The sequence below is a fragment of the Apibacter sp. B2912 genome (assembly GCF_009827835.1).
In the GTDB taxonomy this organism is placed as follows: Bacteria; Bacteroidota; Bacteroidia; order Flavobacteriales; family Weeksellaceae; genus Apibacter.
Genome location: NZ_WINV01000002.1, coordinates 154733 through 174692 on the forward strand (window position 1 = coordinate 154733; position 19960 = coordinate 174692).

Annotated in this window: 21 protein-coding genes; 17 read left to right on the plus strand and 4 right to left on the minus strand. The window is 30.6% G+C overall.

The genetic code is table 11. The features are described from left to right. Positions 1–4 precede the first annotated feature (4 nt). Genes GFV01_RS04020 through GFV01_RS04030 form a run of 3 tightly spaced genes read right to left on the minus strand, consistent with a single transcriptional unit; the run spans position 5 to position 3461 of the window. Complete coding sequence (locus GFV01_RS04020; protein ID WP_160565018.1) at positions 5–1375, minus strand: hypothetical protein; 1371 nt, start codon at positions 1373–1375, stop codon at positions 5–7. A gap of 19 nt (positions 1376–1394) precedes the next feature. Beyond that, positions 1395–2438 carry an RluA family pseudouridine synthase gene (locus tag GFV01_RS04025; RefSeq protein ID WP_160565020.1) on the minus strand — a complete coding sequence of 348 codons (1044 nt, stop codon included), beginning with the start codon at positions 2436–2438 and terminating at the stop codon, positions 1395–1397. Positions 2439–2465: 27 nt separating this feature from the next. Continuing rightward, entirely contained in the window at positions 2466–3461 is a 996-nt protein-coding gene (locus GFV01_RS04030) for a PASTA domain-containing protein (protein ID WP_160565022.1), read from the minus strand. Positions 3462–3598: 137 nt separating this feature from the next. Between GFV01_RS04030 and GFV01_RS04035 the strand changes: the two genes are divergently transcribed. The 9 genes from GFV01_RS04035 (at position 3599) to GFV01_RS04075 (ending at position 11911) form a co-directional block, all read left to right on the plus strand. Continuing rightward, the gene (locus tag GFV01_RS04035) at positions 3599–4579 is read left to right on the plus strand and encodes a D-alanine--D-alanine ligase (protein ID WP_160565622.1); all 981 of its coding nucleotides are present in this window, start codon (positions 3599–3601) and stop codon (positions 4577–4579) included. 2 nt (positions 4580–4581) lie between these two features. Then, on the plus strand, positions 4582–5043 hold the full coding sequence (coaD, locus tag GFV01_RS04040; RefSeq protein ID WP_105297745.1) for a pantetheine-phosphate adenylyltransferase: 462 nt from the start codon (positions 4582–4584) through the stop codon (positions 5041–5043). A 210-nt stretch (positions 5044–5253) separates the two neighbouring features. Beyond that, a complete protein-coding gene (locus GFV01_RS04045; protein WP_160565024.1) occupies positions 5254–6069 on the plus strand; it encodes a MotA/TolQ/ExbB proton channel family protein in 816 nt (271 codons plus the stop codon). An 81-nt stretch (positions 6070–6150) separates the two neighbouring features. Beyond that, a complete protein-coding gene (locus GFV01_RS04050; RefSeq protein WP_105297743.1) occupies positions 6151–6762 on the plus strand; it encodes a biopolymer transporter ExbD in 612 nt (203 codons plus the stop codon). Positions 6763–6798: 36 nt separating this feature from the next. Continuing rightward, a complete protein-coding gene (locus GFV01_RS04055) occupies positions 6799–7335 on the plus strand; it encodes a biopolymer transporter ExbD (RefSeq protein WP_160543222.1) in 537 nt (178 codons plus the stop codon). A gap of 15 nt (positions 7336–7350) precedes the next feature. Beyond that, on the plus strand, positions 7351–8193 hold the full coding sequence (locus GFV01_RS04060; protein ID WP_160543223.1) for an energy transducer TonB: 843 nt from the start codon (positions 7351–7353) through the stop codon (positions 8191–8193). A gap of 195 nt (positions 8194–8388) precedes the next feature. Then, positions 8389–9075: a succinate dehydrogenase cytochrome b subunit gene (locus tag GFV01_RS04065; protein WP_160565026.1), complete on the plus strand. Its 687-nt coding sequence runs from the start codon at positions 8389–8391 to the stop codon at positions 9073–9075. A gap of 22 nt (positions 9076–9097) precedes the next feature. Beyond that, positions 9098–11113: a fumarate reductase/succinate dehydrogenase flavoprotein subunit gene (locus tag GFV01_RS04070; protein ID WP_160543225.1), complete on the plus strand. Its 2016-nt coding sequence runs from the start codon at positions 9098–9100 to the stop codon at positions 11111–11113. 21 nt (positions 11114–11134) lie between these two features. Beyond that, complete coding sequence (locus GFV01_RS04075; protein WP_105297739.1) at positions 11135–11911, plus strand: succinate dehydrogenase/fumarate reductase iron-sulfur subunit; 777 nt, start codon at positions 11135–11137, stop codon at positions 11909–11911. A 238-nt stretch (positions 11912–12149) separates the two neighbouring features. Here GFV01_RS04075 and GFV01_RS04080 read toward each other — a convergent pair whose 3' ends face one another. Continuing rightward, positions 12150–13274: a GNAT family N-acetyltransferase gene (locus GFV01_RS04080; protein WP_160565028.1), complete on the minus strand. Its 1125-nt coding sequence runs from the start codon at positions 13272–13274 to the stop codon at positions 12150–12152. A gap of 126 nt (positions 13275–13400) precedes the next feature. Between GFV01_RS04080 and GFV01_RS04085 the strand changes: the two genes are divergently transcribed. From GFV01_RS04085 to epsC, 8 genes are all read left to right on the plus strand, one after another. Beyond that, entirely contained in the window at positions 13401–14105 is a 705-nt protein-coding gene (locus GFV01_RS04085; RefSeq protein ID WP_105297737.1) for a zinc metallopeptidase, read from the plus strand. Positions 14106–14129: 24 nt separating this feature from the next. Next, the gene (aroB, locus tag GFV01_RS04090) at positions 14130–15179 is read left to right on the plus strand and encodes a 3-dehydroquinate synthase (RefSeq protein WP_160565031.1); all 1050 of its coding nucleotides are present in this window, start codon (positions 14130–14132) and stop codon (positions 15177–15179) included. 165 nt (positions 15180–15344) lie between these two features. After that, positions 15345–15686, plus strand: a complete 342-nt coding sequence (gene rpsF, locus GFV01_RS04095; protein ID WP_105297735.1) for a 30S ribosomal protein S6 — start codon at positions 15345–15347, stop codon at positions 15684–15686. Between the two features lie 3 nt (positions 15687–15689). Next, positions 15690–15995: a 30S ribosomal protein S18 gene (gene rpsR, locus GFV01_RS04100; RefSeq protein ID WP_055425972.1), complete on the plus strand. Its 306-nt coding sequence runs from the start codon at positions 15690–15692 to the stop codon at positions 15993–15995. 20 nt (positions 15996–16015) lie between these two features. Next, the gene (gene rplI, locus GFV01_RS04105; protein WP_160556706.1) at positions 16016–16480 is read left to right on the plus strand and encodes a 50S ribosomal protein L9; all 465 of its coding nucleotides are present in this window, start codon (positions 16016–16018) and stop codon (positions 16478–16480) included. A 124-nt stretch (positions 16481–16604) separates the two neighbouring features. Continuing rightward, positions 16605–17705, plus strand: coding sequence for a Nif3-like dinuclear metal center hexameric protein (locus tag GFV01_RS04110; protein WP_160565033.1), 1101 nt, complete (start codon positions 16605–16607; stop codon positions 17703–17705). A gap of 310 nt (positions 17706–18015) precedes the next feature. Further along, positions 18016–18792 (plus strand): zinc ribbon domain-containing protein, encoded by a 777-nt coding sequence (locus GFV01_RS04115; RefSeq protein ID WP_105298147.1) that lies wholly within the window; start codon positions 18016–18018, stop codon positions 18790–18792. Positions 18793–19113: 321 nt separating this feature from the next. Beyond that, positions 19114–19935, plus strand: coding sequence for a serine O-acetyltransferase EpsC (gene epsC, locus GFV01_RS04120; RefSeq protein WP_160565035.1), 822 nt, complete (start codon positions 19114–19116; stop codon positions 19933–19935). The last annotated feature ends 25 nt before the right edge of the window (positions 19936–19960 follow it).

The window sequence follows — 19960 nt, forward strand, 5'->3', positions numbered from 1 at the left end:
TTTATTACCAATGAAAATTACCTATTAACTGCATACCAAATGTTTGAAATAGAGCTAGGAAATAAATAATATTTAATGTAATTTGATTGCATTTGGTGAGTATAATTAAGAAAAAAGGGTATATAAATAAACATGCTCTTGCAGTTTCACCGGTAGCATATGCACCCGTAACTAACATAGCTAAAAAAGTGAAGATAGCAGAGTAAAATAATTGAACATTAATTTTATTAGAATTTGGAGATAATAGGATATTTAAATACTTTCTATTAGCATTCAATATTACAGCAGCATATCCAAATGATAAAAATAATAAAACTTCTGATATATCTTCTATTCTTGTATTAATATATACTTTAGGTTGGTAAAAACCTCTAAAACCATTTTTGTTTTCTAAATAAGAGGCAATCTGAAAAGTTTTTATGTGATTATAATTTAATATAAAGTATAATGCAACAAAATATATAAATAATAAAATGCAAGTAATTATTAAAAGTTTTAAAATTAAAGTGCTTTTATTTTTGAAAAGTTGAAAAAAAGAGAATAAGCCAAATGTACCTAATAAGAAGGTTGATCCAAAAGTAAAACTGCTCATAACAGCTAAGCCAACAAAAGTAAGTAATGTGGATTTAAATGTAATTTTATTATCTATGGCAGTTTTAATTATTCCCCATAAAGACATAGTAGCAAAAGATAAAATTATACCGTCAACAGAAACTATTGTATAAATATTCACTGAAGGGATGATGGAAAATAATAAAGTTAGAATATTGATACGATATAAATACTCTTTACCTAAAAATAATAAAAGAATTTTTCTTATGAAAATAAATGATAAGGTTGATAATAAAGAAAAACATATTGATAAGAATAAAATATTATTACAAAGAAATAGAATAAAATAATGAAATAAAGTAATAAATGGGGGATGAGTTTTAGTATGGATCAACAAATTGGGTTGATTTTCATTAAAATGATCAAGCCAATACTTCCAATCATTTATTAAAATTGCATCGGAATAATATTCATATCCTTTAATATAAAAAGATTCAACCATTGCAAGATGAATATTTCCCTGTCCTAAATTTCCGAATAATATTAATAAAGTACAAAAAATGTAACAACTGAATGCATTAAATTTACTTGCATTATAAAAACTATAATATCCAATGCATAAAAAAATTAATAAATATATTGGCCCGGTAATAGTAAAATGAGAAGGGTATAAAACTGAAATTGGGAACAAATATCCTAAACCTGTATAAATACCCGATTGCATAGCCACATAATTTAGTAAAGCCAGAACAATCCAGATAATTATAATTAATAAAAATGTTCTTAAAGGAAAATTTTCTTTAATTTCTTTATATAAATACATTCTAAAAAGTTTATAAAGATTAATTATGGGAAATATAATTTCTCCATTTTTCAATCACCTGTTTCATATCCTCAGGTAATTTAGTTTCAAAAAACATTTCTTTTTTTGTTCTTGGATGAACGAAACCTAAGGTACGAGCATGCAAAGCTTGTCGCGGAAGAACTTGAAAGCAATTTTCAACGAATTGTTTATATTTTGTGAAAGTAGTTCCTTTTAGAACAATGTTACCTCCGTATCTTTCATCATTAAAAAGAATATGCCCTAAGTATTTCATGTGAGCCCTAATTTGGTGAGTTCTTCCGGTCTCAAGTTGACATTCAACCAGTGTAACATAACGGAATCTTTCTAAAACCTTGTAATGGGTTACCGCATGTTTACCATGAGAGCCATCAGGGAAAACAGCCATTTGCATACGGTCTTTCAAATCGCGTCCTATATGACCAATTATAGTTCCTTCATCTTCCTCAAAATTACCCCAAACTAATGCATTATACACCCTTTTAGTAGTCTTATTAAAAAATTGCTTAGCTAAATGATTCATCGCAAATTCATTTTTAGCAATTACCAATAATCCCGAAGTATCTTTATCAATCCTGTGAACTAGTCCGGGACGTTTATCTAAGTCTGTTTGAAAATAGGGGAGAGTACCAAAATGGTAAGCCAAAGCATTAACTAGGGTGCCTTCAAAATTTCCAAATCCGGGATGAACCACCATTCCGGCTTTCTTATTAACCACCAACAAATCTTCATCTTCATAGATAATATCTATAGGAATATTTTCCGGTACAATGCTCGTATCACGTGGAGGATGTGCTAAAACAATGGAAACAATATCATTAGGTTTAACCTTATAGTTAGATTTTACAGGTATATTATTAACTAAAACATTACCGGCAAGAGCTGCCTTTTGAATTTTATTTCTTGTAGAATTTTCTATTAAATTTACAAGATATTTATCAATACGTACGGAACCTTGACCTTTATCTACAGTGATTTTAAAATGTTCATATAATTCATCCGCATCATTATTCTGATCAGTATCTAATAAATCTTTTTTCTCCATAAAAATTATAAATCTGTTCTAACTATACTATTCCAATATTAATCTTTTAGGTTTTTTCGAAGTATTATCTTCAGGAAGTTGAATGGGGTGAGACGAATTCTCGTGAGTATTAGAATTATTAGTAGTAGTTTCGTTAGAAGAAGGAATGTTTTGATGATTTATAGTAGGTTTACTAAAATCATGAGAATAATTAACAGCGTTCAAAGAATCGGAATATTTATGAATGTTAAATGTTTGATCCAATTCTTTAATTTTTTCACGTAAGCTACTCAAAGGCTTGTTACTAAGATATAAATCTATGGGTTGGCCTTGATCATAAACAAGTAAAGGAGCAGGCACTTGATAATAAACATGATTATTTTCTGTTTTGGCAGGATCATCATAGGTTATATTACCAATAGAAAACAAGTTTTCTGTAATCAGTTTTTTAGCTGTTTCTTCGTTTAATCCAATAAAATTAGGTACGGAAACATTTTTGGCAAGACTTTTTGCCAATACAATGGTTAAAGGAGAAAAACGGGGTAAAGTTAAACCCGGCTGCACTTCTTTGCCTTTATATAATAATTTTAAAACAGTATTTGTTGCCAAACTTGGTTCATAAATCGTATCGGTGATTTTTAATCCGACTAAGTCTAATTGACTGAAAGCTAAATATTTATATTTTCCGATAACATTAGGTACCGTTACAGGTTTCCATGTTTTGGCATTGGCTCGAATAAATATTCTTCTGCCTTTTTTAACATGCGAACCTATTAGAGGATATATATCTAAAATTTGATATGATTTATATTTAGGATCATACTTAGAAGTATCAATCTCATATTCCAAGTCATTATCTTCAAGCTTAACTACTGCTTGATCCAGAGTTAAATTATTTAAATTAGGAACTTCCACTTGAACACCGTGATTTGTGTAAGCATTCAACCATAGAAAGGTTCCTTGTAAAAGTCCAAAAAATATTACTATAGCTAGAATAATGCTGACCCAAAATTGCCAAGATACTAACAGTTTTAAGAATTTCATACTTACATTTTACAAAGCAAATATATAAATAATAAAAATATTATGGTTTATTAGTTAAAAATATGTTTAATTTTGTACGTTCTAACTCTAAATAACAATAAATAATTAATTACTATTATAATAATTGAAATTTTATGATGACAGTCGGAATTGTAATGGGAGGCTATTCTGAAGAAAGTAACGTTTCTTTAAAAAGCGGTGATTATTTTTATTCTCAAATAAATAAATCAAAATATACTGTCTTTAAAATAACCATTTTAAAAGACGGATGGAATGTCATTATAAATGATCAATCATATCGTATAAATAAAGGAGATTTTAGTTTTCAGTTAAATGAAAAAAAAATCCATTTTGATGTGTTGTTAAATACAATACATGGAAATCCGGGTGAAAACGGATTGATGCAAGCTTATTGGGAATTGCTGAATATTCCCTATTCAGGATGCTCTTTTTATAATTCTGCATTAACATTTAACAAAAGAGATACTTTATCCGTACTTAAAAAATTTAATGTTTCGGTAGCCAACTCAGTTTATTTAAATCAAGGAGATCATATAGATGTTGATTCTATTATTGAAGAAGTAGGTTTGCCTTGTTTTGTAAAACCCAATCAGTCGGGGTCTAGTTTAGGAGTATCAAAAGTGAAAAAAAAGGAAGATTTCTTAACAGCCTTAGATTTTGCATTTAAAGAAGATAAAGCCGTATTGATAGAAAGTTATTTAGAAGGTAGAGAAGTTCAAGTAGGAGTATTTAAAAATCAAGGAGAAGTGGTTGTAGTAAATACAACCGAAATAATTTCAAAAAATGAATTTTTTGATTACGAAGCCAAATATTTGGGAGCATCAGAAGAAATAACTCCCGCCCCTCTTTCAGACGAAGAAGATAAACGAATAAGAGAGGCTGCGGCCCATATTTACAGATCTTTAGATATGACCGGATTTTCAAGATTAGATTTCATAATAGTTAATGGAACTCCCTATTTCTTAGAAATTAATACAACTCCTGGATGCTCACCGGCCAGTATATTTCCACAACAAGTTAAACAAGCAGGGTTGGATTTTTCGGAATTATTAGACAACGAAATTTCAATTGCATTACAAAGATTTGAAAATAAATAAACATGGAAAGAGTAGCAGTATTTCCTGGTTCTTTTGATCCAATTACCTTAGGACATTCAAATATAATTGAAAGAGCTGTCCCATTATTTGATAAAATTATTGTTGCCATAGGAAATAATTCCAATAAACAATATATGTTTCCCTTAGAAAAAAGAATGGAATGGATACGTGAGACAGTTAAAATATTTCCTAATGTAGAAGTTGACTCTTTTGATGGGCTTACGATTGATTATTGTGCAAAAAGAAAAGCTCCTTATATTATTAGAGGTCTTAGAAATCCAGCAGATTTTGAGTTTGAAAAAGCAATAGCACATACCAATCGCACATTGGCAAAAAAATCTGTAGAAACCGTATTCTTTTTAACATCATCCGGAAAATCTTTCATAAGTTCAAGCATTGTAAGAGAAATAATGAGATATAACGGAGATTATGAAATATTAGTGCCAAAAGCAGTTAGAATATGAATTTATTATTAAAATAATATATAACTAAGAACGGCTGCTAAGATTTTTTGTGAAATCAATATTCTTAAAATAAATATAGTTCGATTAATGAAGGAGGAATGTTAATAATATCTAGTAAAACTTAGATAAAAATTATTGCTTAGTTAATTTTTTTGTATTTATTTTACGTGATATTTTTACGAATAGTTAAAAAATTAATTTATATATCAGATGGAAAAACAACAATTAACCCAAACAAATTCAAAGACTAGAGTAGGAGGATTAAATCCTTTTATTACGATCATTATTTTAATAGCTATAGGAGAATGCATTTATCACTTTGTACTAGGTGCACCTTCAAATTTTAAAGGTGATACTACCGATAGCGACCCTAAAACATTTATGGGTATTATCCATAAAGGGGGTGTGATTGTTCCTTTTTTGATTTCCTTTTTACTTATGGTTATCGTATTTTCAATTGAAAGATTTTTTATCATTGGAAAAGCGGAAGGAACAGACAGCTTAAAAAAATTTGTAAATGATATCCGTGTATTATTAGATAAAAACGATATCAATAATGCCATTTCATTATGTGATAAACAAAAAGGTTCTATAGGAAATGTAGTAAAAGAAGGGTTAATTTCATATAGAGCATTAGCTAATGATACAACTTTAGATAAAGAACAAAAATTAGTTTCATTAAACAAAACATTAGAAGAAGCTACCTCATTGGAAATGCCAATGCTTGAGAAAAATATGACTATTTTAGCAACAATAGCATCAATCGGTACATTAGTTGCCTTAATGGGAACCGTAATCGGTATGATCAAAGCATTCTTTGCATTAGGTGAAGGAGGTGGGTCTCCGGATGCAGCTGCTTTATCAGTAGGTATATCTGAAGCCTTAGTAAATACTGCATTAGGTATTGGTACTTCAGCACTTGCTATAATTGCTTATAACTATTTTACATCAAGAATAGATACTTTAACTTTCAAAATTGATGAAATAGGTTTAAGTATTCAACAGTCTTTTTCTGCTCACCATTAATTAAGTTTCTAATTTTCTTTAAAGAGTAAAGAAAATTAAAAAGATAAGATTAAAAATTATTTTAAAAACTTAAAAAATAATATGGCAAGAGTTAAACCAAAAAGACACGGGATACACATAGATATGACGCCAATGAGTGATTTGGCGTGGTTGCTGTTAACGTTCTTTATCTTGACAACACAATTTAAGCCTAAAGAAACGGTAACCATTGATCCGCCTTCATCTATATCTCAAATTAAAGTCAGAGATCATGGAATGATGAAGATATCTATAACTTCAGATGGAAAATACTATTTCTCAATGGATGAGGAAAAATACAAAGTTCAATTGCTCGATGCAATGGGAAAGAAGTATGGCATCAATTTTACGGATAGAGAAAAAAGCGAATTTAAAAAATTAACGGATTTCGGGGTATCAATAACCGGTCTTAAGCAATATTTAAATATTCCGGAAGGACAAAGAGAATCTGTAAAAGTTCAGGGAATACCTGCAGACAGTGCAAAACCTGAAATTACCGATTGGGTTTTTGAAGCTAGAGAAATAGCTAAGAAAAATGGCGATTCATTAGACTTAGGGATCAAAGGTGATGTTAATACGCAATATCCTGTATTTAAAAATCTTTTATCTAGATTACAGGAGAAGAATATGAATAAATTTCAATTAATTACGTCAGCCGAAAGTAAACCGGAATAATGTAATTAAATTAACCCATTAACGAAAAAGAAAAATATGTCAGCAGGCGTAGATACAAGTAATAGTGGAAAAGGGGATGGAAAGGTAAGGGCTAAAAAAATGAACCTTAATGTGGATATGGCACCGATGTGTGATTTAGGTTTCCTTTTAATTACATTTTTCATGTTTACAACCACATTCAGTAAACCGAATATCATGCATTTAAACATGCCACCCAAGGTTGAAATCCCCCCTTCTAATATTCCTGAAATTAAAACAAAGAATTCGTTAACTATAATTTTAGGAAAAGACGATAAAATATATTGGCATCAACAGGAACAACAGGATTTAAATGCTTCCACTCTGATGGAATCCGACTATTCAAAAGAAGGAATACGTAAAGAAATATTACGAGCTCAGAAACAAGCAGATCAAAATAAATTCACTGTGATTATAAAACCTACCGATGATTCAAGTTATAAGAACTTGGTGGATATATTAGATGAAATGGAAATTACTAATTCTGATCGATACGGAATTAAAGAGCTTTCTTCAAAAGAAAAAGCAGTATATAAAGAAAAAGTTAATAACTAACGAAAAATTAAAAGAATGGCAGAAAATAATATGAAGTCCTTAGACGACATAGTTTTTGAACATAAAAATAAAGACTATGGAGCCTATTGGATAAGAAATACAGAAAGAAAATATCTGACAAGAGCATTTATTATAGGAACGGCTATCTTTATTGCATTCGTTTTGTTATTATATTTTTATAACAGATGGCAAGCTAACAGCGGAGAAGTACAAAAGGCGGTAAATATTGAATTAACGGATATACAAACTCCTGAAGAGGAAAAAGAAGAAATCTTTGAACCTAAAGATGAACCGCCACCGCCACCACCCGTACAGCAAGATGAAGTGGCTCAAGTAAAAATGGTTATCCCTGAACCTAAAAAGGTTGTGGTTAAAGAAGAAACCGTTCCTAAAGTTCAAGATACCAAAGACAAGGCAATTGGATTAGAAGATAAAGAGGGAAAAAATACAACAGATGCAGCCATATCTCATGGACCTAAAAATGATGTACCTCCGGCACCACCACCGCCAATCCCTCCAGCAGATCCTAACAAAGTATTTACTCAAGTAGATCAAGAAGCCGAATTTAAAGGAGGAGGATTGAAAGAAGTAAGTAAATTTATTGCCCGTTATATGGAATATACAGATCGAGCAATAGATAATGGAACTGAAGGGAAAATAACCGTACGTTTCGTGGTAGAAAAAGACGGTAGCGTAACCGATGTTCAGGTTGCCGGTAAAAAATTGGGTGACGGGTTAGATGAAGTAGCTATTGCAGCTATTAAGAAAACCAGTAAAATGTGGACTCCGGCCAAAGTAAATAATCAACCGGTAAGATCTTATTTTAGAGTACCCGTAGCATTCAGATTGCCACAATAATTTTATAATTATTTACAATAATAGTAAAACTATCTCTTTTAGAAAGAGATAGTTTTTTTGTTTTTATATACAATTATATACGGATGAAATAAATTATTTAGATGCATTCTAAAAGAACGAAAGGTGATATAAGTCATAACACACAGGGTTAGACGTTTTTTAAATTTGTATTCCAAAATTAAACATTAAAGTATTATGACAAGATTTTACTCTTCCTCCATAGGAAGAAAGTTTATGATGGCTTTAACAGGCTTTTTTCTCATGATTTTTTTACTGGTGCATTTAGGAATAAATTTAACTCTATTTGCAGGTAATACAGATAATGAAGGAAAATTATTGCCTAAAGAAGAAGTGATTTTTAATCAGGCGTCACATTTTATGGCAACTAATCCCTTAATCCAGATCATGCAATATGTACTGGCTTTTGGCTTTATCTATCACATCTTCTTAGGAATTATATTAACCTCCAGAAATCAAAAAGCAAGAGGAAAAGAACGTTATGCCGTAAATCAGTTTTCAGCAAACACTCCTTTTAATTCAAGAACTATGATTTATACAGGGTTGTTAATTTTAATATTTTTATTATTACACCTTTATAATTATTTTGTTCCCATTAAATTCGGTACGGTAGGAGATGATTATTTATTAGTGACAGAATTATTTAAAAGTCCGGTATATACCTTAATATACGTCTTGGCTTTTATATTTTTAGGTATGCATTTAAGTCACGGATTTGCATCTTCTTTCCAGTCAGTAGGATTTAATCATAAAATTTATACTCCTGTTATTAAAATACTGGGAAAAGCATATTTTATATTTATCGCAGTTGGATTTGCCGCAATTGCAATTTATTTTTACTTCAAAGGCAATGGTTTAATTTAAAATATTTTAAGAAAATACTATTATGGGTATAAAATTAGAATCAAAAATACCGGAAGGAGATATCCATGAAAAATGGAAAAATCATAAAGATCATATGCGTTTGGTTGCGCCCAATAACCGAGGAAAAATAGATATAATTGTAATAGGTACAGGATTAGCGGGAGGTGCAGCAGCAGCATCGTTAGCAGAGATGGGGTATAATGTAAAAGCTTTCTGTTATCAAGATTCTCCGCGACGTGCTCACTCCATTGCAGCTCAAGGAGGGATCAATGCAGCTAAAAATTATCAAAATGATGGCGACAGCGTTTACAGATTATTTTATGATACAATTAAAGGAGGAGATTACAGAGCGAGAGAAGCAAACGTATACAGACTAGCTGAAGTTTCCAATTCAATCATTGACCAATGTGTGGCACAAGGAGTACCTTTTGCAAGAGAATACGGAGGATTATTAGATAACCGATCATTCGGAGGTACACAGGTACAAAGAACCTTTTATGCAGCAGGACAAACCGGACAACAATTATTACTAGGTGCATATTCCGCAATGAACAGACAAATAGGTAAAGGGCGTTTACAAATGTTTAATAGACATGAAATGCTCGATCTGGTTGTGGTTGATGGAAAAGCTCGTGGAATTATAGCCAGAGATCTTGTAACCGGAGAAATACAAAGACACTCTGCTCATGCGGTTGTTATTGGTTCAGGAGGATATGGAAATGTATTTTTCTTATCAACCAACGCGATGGGATCGAATGGAACAGCAGTTTGGAAAATACATAAAAAAGGGGCAGCCTTTGGTAATCCTTGTTTTACACAAATTCACCCGACTTGTATTCCGGTTCATGGAGATCAACAATCCAAATTAACCTTAATGTCAGAATCTTTAAGAAATGACGGGCGAATTTGGGTACCTAAAAAAATTGAAGATTCACAAGCTATACGTGCAGGAAAATTGAAACCTACTGAAATAGCTGAAGAAGACAGGGATTACTATTTGGAAAGAAGATATCCGGCTTTTGGAAATTTAGTTCCAAGAGATGTGGCTTCACGTGCAGCAAAAGAACGATGTGATGCAGGATACGGAATCGAAAATAATGCTACAGGAGAAGGAGTTTATTTGGATTTTTCTTCATCTTTTGTAAAATACGGTAAAGAAAAAGCAAATGAGCTGGATATTCACAATCCATCACAAGAAGAAATTATTAAATTAGGAAAAAAAGTAGTTGAAGAAAAATATGGAAACTTATTTACCATGTATGAAAAAATTACAGGTGATAATCCATACGAAACTCCAATGAAAATATATCCTGCAGTGCACTATACTATGGGAGGAATTTGGGTTGATTATAACCTAATGAGTACCATTCCGGGTTGTTTTGTAACGGGTGAAGCTAATTTCTCTGATCATGGAGCTAACCGCTTAGGAGCGTCAGCCTTAATGCAAGGGTTAGCCGATGGGTATTTTGTTTTGCCGTACACTATTGCTGACTATTTAGCCGATGATATACGTACCGGACCGATATCAACAGACTTACCGGAATTCGTAGAAGCTGAAAAACAAGTCAAAGATAGAATTCAACATTTTCTAACCAATAAAGGAACTAAAACCGTTGATTATTTTCATAAAAAATTAGGTCGTGTCATGTGGAACAAAGTAGGTATGGCTCGGGATGAAAAAGGATTGAAAGAAGCAATCTCTGAAATAGAAGAAATCAGAAAAGAATTTTGGAGAGATGTTAAAGTACCGGGTTCCGATAATACAATTAATATGGAACTTGAAAAAGCGGGTAGAGTGGCAGATTTCCTAGAATTAGGTCAATTAATGGCCATGGATGCATTAAATAGAAATGAATCATGCGGAGGACATTTCCGAATTGAATACCAAACAGAAGACGGTGAAACGCTGCGTAATGATGAAGAATATTCTTATGTAGCCGTTTGGGAGTATAATGGTGAAGATTTAAATAAAGAAATTCTGCATAAGGAAGATCTAAATTACAAATACATTAAAATAGCAGCAAGAAATTATAAATAACCTGTAAATAAAAATAAAAAAATGGCAGGAAAATTATTAAACCTAACACTAAAAGTTTGGAAACAAGCAGGTAGGGGACAAAAAGGAAAATTTGAAGAATATAAATTAGAAGGAGTATCTACTGAAAGTTCATTTTTAGAAATGTTAGATATGCTAAATGAGCAATTAGTGGAACAAGATAAAGAACCCGTTGCTTTCGATCATGATTGTCGTGAAGGAATATGCGGAATGTGTTCACTATATATAAATGGAAGGGCTCATGGTCCGGATCGAGGAATAACCACTTGTCAATTACACATGAGAATGTTTAATGATGGTGACACTATTGTTATTGAACCTTGGAGATCAGCAGCTTTTCCTGTAATTAAGGATCTAATTGTTGATAGAACTGCATTTGACAGAATTCAACATGCCGGAGGATTTGTTTCTGTGAATACTTCAGGAAATACAATTGATGCTAATGCGATACCAATTGAAAAAGAAAAAGCAGATAAAGCATTTGCTGCAGCCGCTTGCATTGGTTGTGGAGCTTGTGTGGCTACTTGTAAAAATGGATCAGCCATGTTGTTTGTTTCTGCTAAAGTTTCTCAATATGCATTATTACCTCAAGGTAAAATAGAAGCTACCCGCAGGGTATTAAATATGGTTAGAAAAATGGATGAAGAAGGATTTGGTAACTGTACCAATACAGGTGCTTGTGAGGTTGAGTGTCCTAAAGGAATTTCTCTTGAAAATATAGCCAGAATGAACAGAGAATTTCTACATGCCAGTATTGTAAATGATATTAAGGCAGAATAATTGTCAAATATTTTTAAGTATAATTTACAGTTCGAAGCGTACGTTTCGAACTGTTTTTTTATTTTATAATCTCATCTACTATATTAATATTTTGTATCAGTATATAATCCGAAAACTATTTATCCCAAAAAAAATAAAGATATATTACGAGCTTAATTGATCCGTAAACGTTAATAATCTTTCATAATTATTATAATTCAGAATTACCTTTGGTAAAATTTCAAATAAATTGAAAATATTATATTTCCTTATAATATGTTTTCCTCCTTTTATGATTAATAGGATTATAATCTTTCCATAATAATTGAATACTTTTATTATCTGCTAATTCAGGATTAGTTTCCAAATATTTAACTCCTTTATTGTTAAATAAATCAAAGAATTCTTTCAAAACAATGGCAGTAATTCCTTTCTTTTGATAATCGGGATGGATGCCTATCAAATAAAAATTAGCCCATTCATTATTTTTGGAAGCTCTAAGCAAATGATACCATCCGAAGGGAAATAATTTCCCTTTCGCTTTTTGTAAGGCTACGGAATAGGAAGGCATGGTTATGGCAAAACCCACTAAATTATTACTTTCATCTGCAATACAGATTACATAATCCTTGTTTATAAATGGAATGTATTTTTCCTTATAATATTGTATTTGCTTATCTGAAAAGGGAACATAAGTAGGTAAAACCTTATACGTATCTTCTAACAATTTAAAAATTTCATCCGCTCGCTCAATTAATTCATTTTTCGTTTTAAACTGTAAAGATTTTAATTTATATTTTTGCTTTAATAAGTCGGAGAACCGAATAACTTTATCCGGTAATTCTTTAACAACTTCAATGTAAAATTCAACCCATTCATTAGCTTCAGTAAAACCTAATTTTTTAAAATGATCATGATAATAAGGAAAATTATAAATACCAATCATAGTTGCTAATTTATCATATCCTTTACTTAAAAATCCCGCCTTATCAAGATTAGTAAAACCAACCGGTCCTTCAACTCGTTGAATACCCTTTTCCTCAGCCATTTCATAAGCTTTATCTAAAAGTCTTTTGGTAACTTCAAGATCATCTATAACATCAAACCAACCGAATCGTAGTTTCTTTATTCCGGAAAATTTTTCCTCATTTTTATTGATAATCAAAGCAATTCTTCCAACGATTTCATTATCCCTGTAGGCAAGAAATTTTTTACATGTTGAAAATTCAAAAACAGGATTTTTAGTTTCGTCGAAAATTGCCATTTCTTCAGAAATTAGCGCTGGTACATAATAAGGATTATTCTTATAGAGTTTAGTTGGAAATTTTACAAAATTTTTTAAATCTGATTTCGTAATAACCTCGTTAATACTAATTTTGTTCATGTACTGTTAGATTTACAAGTCTTTTTGGTTTTACAACTAAAAAGTTATAATTTTAGCAAATATACTTAGTATAAATTAATTTTAAAATTTACAATATTAATAAGTCTATAAAGAATTTAAACAATTATGGTAAACGATCCCATTTATTTATTAATAACAGCAATTATTTTCATAGTAAGTACGATTGTTCAAGGACAATTAAAATCAAAATTTGAAAAATACTCCAAAACAAGGTTATCCAATGGGTTGAGCGGAAAAGAAATTGCAGAAAAGATGTTACGAGATAATGGAATAACCGATGTTAAAGTTACATCAACTCCCGGAATGTTAACAGATCATTACAATCCGGTAAATAAAACTGTCAATTTATCTGAAGGTGTTTATAACCAGCGGTCTACAGCCGCAGCAGCGGTTGCTGCTCATGAATGCGGACATGCCGTACAGCATGCCGTTGGATATTCCATGTTACAATTACGTTCCCAATTAGTTCCCATAGTTAGTATTAGTTCTAAATTTCTACAATGGGTATTATTAGCAGGGTTAGCTATTATGGTGTTTTCAGGAAATACGATTGTATTAGGGGTTGGAATAGGTTTATTTGCCATAACTACCCTTTTTGCATTTATCACCTTACCGGTAGAATATGATGCCAGTAACAGAGCATTAAAGTGGTTAGAAAATAATCATGTCGTTCAACCCGGTGAATATGATGAATGTAAAGATGCTTTGAAATGGGCAGCAAGAACTTATTTAGTATCAGCTGCCGGGTCTTTAGCTCAATTAATTTATTTCGTCATGATATTTTTAGGAAATAATCGAAGAAATGACTAACTAATAAGCTAATCATAACGAGTTATGAATTTTATAAATCCTATATATTACGGAGTTGAAGGAATCAAAGAAATCAATAAGTATATTCAAAGCTATCAACCTTCCAAAATAGTTTTTTTGGTGGATGAAAATACGCATGAGCTATGCTACCCGAAAATTATTACTGAAATTGAAAGTTCTGCTGAAATTGAAATTTTGGAAATTGATTCAGGAGAACATAATAAAAATTTATATATATGTATAAATTTATGGGAGGCTTTAACAGAACTCAAAATAGATAGAAAAGCCTTGCTGATAAATGTTGGAGGGGGAGTACTTACGGATATGGGAGGATTTGTAGCAAACTGTTACAAGAGAGGAATTCCTTTCATAAATATTCCAACCACACTTTTAGCAATGGTGGATGCCTCCATTGGAGGAAAAACGGGCGTTGATTTAGGCAGTCATAAAAATCAAATAGGTAACTTTGTTTTACCTCAATTAGTCCACGTAGATGTTGGTTTCCTTACTACGCTTCCTACCGAGCAAATTTTAAGCGGTTTTGCAGAAATTATTAAGCACGGACTAATTGCAGATAAAAAATACTGGGAAGAAATAATTCGCTTAGATGATAGAAATCCCGATTATTTAGAACCATTGATAAAATCCAGTATTGAAATAAAAAAGAAAGTAGTTTCAAATGATTTTACCGAATCAGGATTAAGGAAAATATTAAATTTTGGTCATACCGTAGGTCATGCAGTAGAAAGTTTCTTTTTAGAAAATAATACCCCTATTTTGCATGGAGAAGGGGTAGCCATGGGAATGATTGTAGAAAGTTATATTTCCATGAAAAAAGGCTTTCTTTCTTATCCCGAATACGAAGAGATTAAGCTATATATTTCCTCCTTGTATCCTAAATTAAATCTGAAGAAAGACTATTTTGATGATATTTTTTCATTCATGCAAAACGATAAAAAAAATGTGAACCGGGAAATTAAATTTGTTTTATTGGAAAAAATAGGACAAGCAGTTTATGATATTTCTGTGGAAAAAGAACTTATTAAAGAGGCAATTTATTTATATATAGAGTAAGAAGGTTGAATATGGTTTAATTAACCAATTGAGAAAATATTATGAAATTAGCTAACTCTAATAGGTATCACTTTTTTCGATCCATATATGTAGATTTCATTTTGCAAAACCAATAAAAATCTATATATTTGCACTTCGAAAAAAATAATTAAAAAATTTTGATCTATGAATCATTACGAAACTGTTTTCATTTTAACTCCCGTTCTGTCTGATTCTCAGGTAGAGGAAGCAGTTAAATCATTTGAGGCTTTACTCAAAGAAAACAATGCAACTATTGTAAACCAGGAAAACTGGGGATTAAAAAAATTAGCATATCCAATTCAACTTAAAAGAAATGGATTTTACAATCTGATTGAGTTTCAAGCTCCCGGAGAAATTGTTAATACATTAGAATTAGCATTCAAGAGAGATGAAAGAGTACTAAGATTCTTAACTGTGAAATTAGACAAGCACGGGGTAGAATGGGCTAGAAAAAGAGAAGAAAAAGTTAAATCATTAAAAAAATAAGACATGGCAATTGATGAATTAGCAAAACAGGCAGCAGGAGGAAATGTCAGTGAAGTAAAATTCTTAAGTCAATTAGATATTGAGACTAAGACAGAAAAAAAATATTGCCGTTTTAAAAAATACGGTATAAAATACGTTGATTATAAAGATCCTGATTTCTTATTGAAATTTGTAAATGAGCAAGGTAAAATCCTTCCAAGAAGACTTACCGGAACATCTTTAAAATTTCAAAGAAAAGTATCTCAAGCAATTAAAAGAGCAAGACATTTAGCATTATTGCCATATGTTGGAGATCAATTAAAACCTTAATTTAAAGAAAAAAAGAGATCATGGAAGTAATTCTTAAACAAGACGTTGAAAATTTAGGACTAGAGTTTGACGTGGTTAGCGTAAAACCGGGTTATGCTCGTAACTTTTTAATACCTAAAGGATTTGCTTTATTAGCAACTCCTAAAAATAAAGCAGCATTAGAAGCTACTTTAAAAGAAAGAGAAGCAGAAGAAGCAGCTCAAGTTAAAGCAGCTAACGATATCGTTGCAAAATTAAAAGAAGTAGTAGTTTCTATTCCTGCAAAAGTAGGTGCCGGAGATAAATTGTTCGGTTCTATTAACAATTCTGACTTAGCAGAAGCATTAGCAAAAGCCGGAGTTAATGTAGATAAAAAATACATTAAAATTCCTGGAAATACTATTAAAAGACTAGGAAAATATACAGCAAAAATTCGTTTACACAGAACCGTTGAATATGACTATTCCTTTGATGTAGTTTCCGATGGAATTGCTGCAGAAGAATAATATACTTGTAAAAAGTAAATACAATACAAAAAACTGTCAGTTTAACTGACAGTTTTTTTATTGCTTAAATTCTTGGCTTATTTTATTTCTTATCTTATCTTTGATAAGAAAAATTATTTAAAATATGAAAGTAGCAGATGTTGCAGAACTTTTAAAACAACTGGCGCCTGAGTCCAATGCAGAAAACTTTGATAATGTTGGTTTATTAGTTGGAGACCTTCAAGCTGAAATATCAAGCATTTTAATAACCCTGGATTGTCTAGATGAAGTAGTAGACGAAGCAATTCAAAAAAATTGCAATATGATTGTTACCTTTCATCCCATAATTTTTTCGGGTATGAAATCAATTACCGGTAAAAATTACGTTGAAAAAGCAGTTATTAAAGCCATCAAAAATGATATAGCAATCTATGCCATTCATACGAATTTAGATATAGCTAAAGAAGGTGTTAATTATGAAATATGTAAGCGTTTACATATTAAAAACAGTAAACCGTTAATTCCTAAAATTAGAAGCATTAAAAAGCTGCAAACATTTGTTCCTTTGACACATTTTACCCAAGTGCAACAAGCATTATTTAAATCCGGGGCAGGAGAAGTAGGGAATTATAAAAATTGCAGTTTTAGAGTTGAAGGAACCGGTACATTTTTACCAACTGAAAATTCTAATCCTTTTATTGGCAAAAAAAACGTAATTGAAGAAGTACAAGAGGTATTGATTAGTGTAATATTTGAGGATTTTAAACAAGCAACCGTTTTAGAAGCATTACGAAGATCTCATCCTTACGAAGAAATTGCTTATGAAATTTTCACTTTAGATAATGTAAATCAAGAATTAGGAATGGGTAGAATAGGAGAATTGGAAACCTCATTATCTCAAGAACAATTTTTATCTTATCTTAAAGAAAATTTGCCTACCTCATGTATTCGCCATACCAATTTAAAAAATAAACAAGTCAAAAAGGTAGCAGTTCTAGGGGGAGCAGGTAGCTTTGCAATAAAAAATGCGTTAAATGCCGGAGCAGATGTTTTTGTGACGGCAGATATAAAATATCATGAGTTTTTCCAAGCAGAAGGAAAAATTCTTCTGGCAGATATCGGACATTATGAAAGCGAGCAGTTCACTAAAAATTTATTGCATAATTATTTACGTGAAAAATTAAATAATATCGATATTTTACTCTCTGAAATAAATACAAATCCGATAAACTATTACTTTAAATAATAGTTGAGTTTTAAAACTCCTTTTTATAAAATTGTGACAATTAATTTAGATCTATCATAAAATATGATATTACAAGATTAATCAACTATATTGTAAATAATAGATGCTAAAAGACTAATTTTTTTCCTTAAGCATATTTTTAATATAAAGAAACTATATTAAATAATAAATTAATAATTTAACTAACCAATGAATGTTCGTTAAGCAAATACCTCATGCTATTGAAACATATTATAAAATTTAGTAACTTTGTAAACTTTAATAAGATATAAAAACATAAATTCCAAAAATAATTATAATCAACCCTATGATAAAGAAAAAAGCAGATAATACTACTGTTGAAGAAAAGTTGAGAGCATTATATGATTTACAAATCATAGATTCCCGCCTGGATGAATTGAGAAACTTAAGAGGAGAATTACCTATTGAAGTGGAAGATTTAGAAAACGATATAGCCGGATTGGAGAAACGAATAGGGAAAATGGAAGATGAAGTAGTTCATCTGAATAATGAGATTAAAGTAAAAAATGAATTAAACAAAAATTCAGAAGCTCAAATAAAAAAATATAAAGTACAGCAAGATAATGTACGTAACAATCGTGAATTTGAAGCATTAACAAAAGAAATTGAGTATCAAGAATTGGAAATTCAATTACAAAATAAAAAAATAAAAGAAATCAATGCTAAAATTGAGTTTAAAAAAACTCAGATAGAAGAACAACGTACCAAATTATCTAATTTCCAAGAACATCTTAAATTTAAAAATTCCGAATTGTCCAATTTGATAAAAGAAACTGAAAAAGAAGAAAATTTCTTATTGGAAAAATCGGAAGAATTTGCTTCTAAAATTGACGAAAGATTATTAAATAGCTATCGTCGTATTAGAAAAAGTTCTAAAAACGGTTTAGCTATAACCAGCATTGATCGTGGTGCTGTAGTAGGATCATTCTTTACCGTTCCTCCTCAAAAACAAGTTGAAATTGCTTCCAGAAAAAAAATTATTTTGGATGAACACAGCGGAAAGATTCTTGTAGATGAATATTTAGCAGGAGAAGAACAACAAAAAATGAAAGACTTATTAAAATAAGATACCAATATCTTTTAAATAAAAAGGCCTATTTCAATTGAAATAGGCCTTTTTTTATTTTAGATAAAGTTTTAATTGAAAGAGATTAAAATGTAAAGAAAATAATATTTAAACATAAAATAATAAATATTTAAACATTAAATCTTATTTTATATTTTATTTATAAAATATATTGGTCTACTATTTGACAATAATTAAATATTATAAAAAAAATAAAATAGGTTTTAAAATATTTTTATAGATTTGTTTATCGCAATAATAGGATAGCAAAGATTTATTTAAGGTTCTCTTTCATAAATCAACTATAATCCAAAAATAGTCATGAAAAAGAAAATAAATGAACTTATTGATCGATTAGAACTTCATCCAATCTGTTTGCCTATAAATAAAAAAGAATTAGAGCAGGTAGTAAAAATACTATTTTCCAAAATGTTTCCGGTCTGTGAGAGAAAAAATCGACGTAAAATAGAGCAAGAGCTTACATCCGTTTATAATATCTTATTGGAAAATATTTCCAAAATTATTAATACTAAGGCCTCAGAATCAATAGTAAATACTTTTTTTGATAAAATTCCTTCGATTCAGGAAGCACTATATAAGGATGCAAATGCCTTTTATAAGAATGATCCGGCAGCAGATTCATTGGAAGAAGTCGTATTAGCATATCCCGGTTTTTTTGCGTTGGCAGCTTATCGTATTGCTCATGAATTTCATAGATTGGAGGTTCCTATAATACCTCGTATCTTTTCTGAATATGCACATGCAAAAGTAGGTATAGATATCCATCCCGGAGCTCAAATAGGAGAGAGTTTTTTTTTAGATCATGGTACGGGAACAGTCATTGGAGAAACAACCATTATCGGAAACAACGTTAAAATATATCAGGGAGTAACTTTAGGAGCTTTGTATGTAACCAAGAATCTGTCTAAAGTTAAAAGACATCCTACCGTTGAAGATAATGTAGTGATTTATGCAGGAGCTACCATTTTAGGAGGAGATACAGTTATAGGTCATGATTCAATTATTGGAGGTAATGTATGGATAACAAAATCCATACTTCCTTACACATTGGTGTATTATTCTTCAGAAATGAAAATTAAAACCGTGAAGGATTTCAAAGAACCTATTAATTACGTAATTTAAAACTTATAATAACCATAAAATTTAA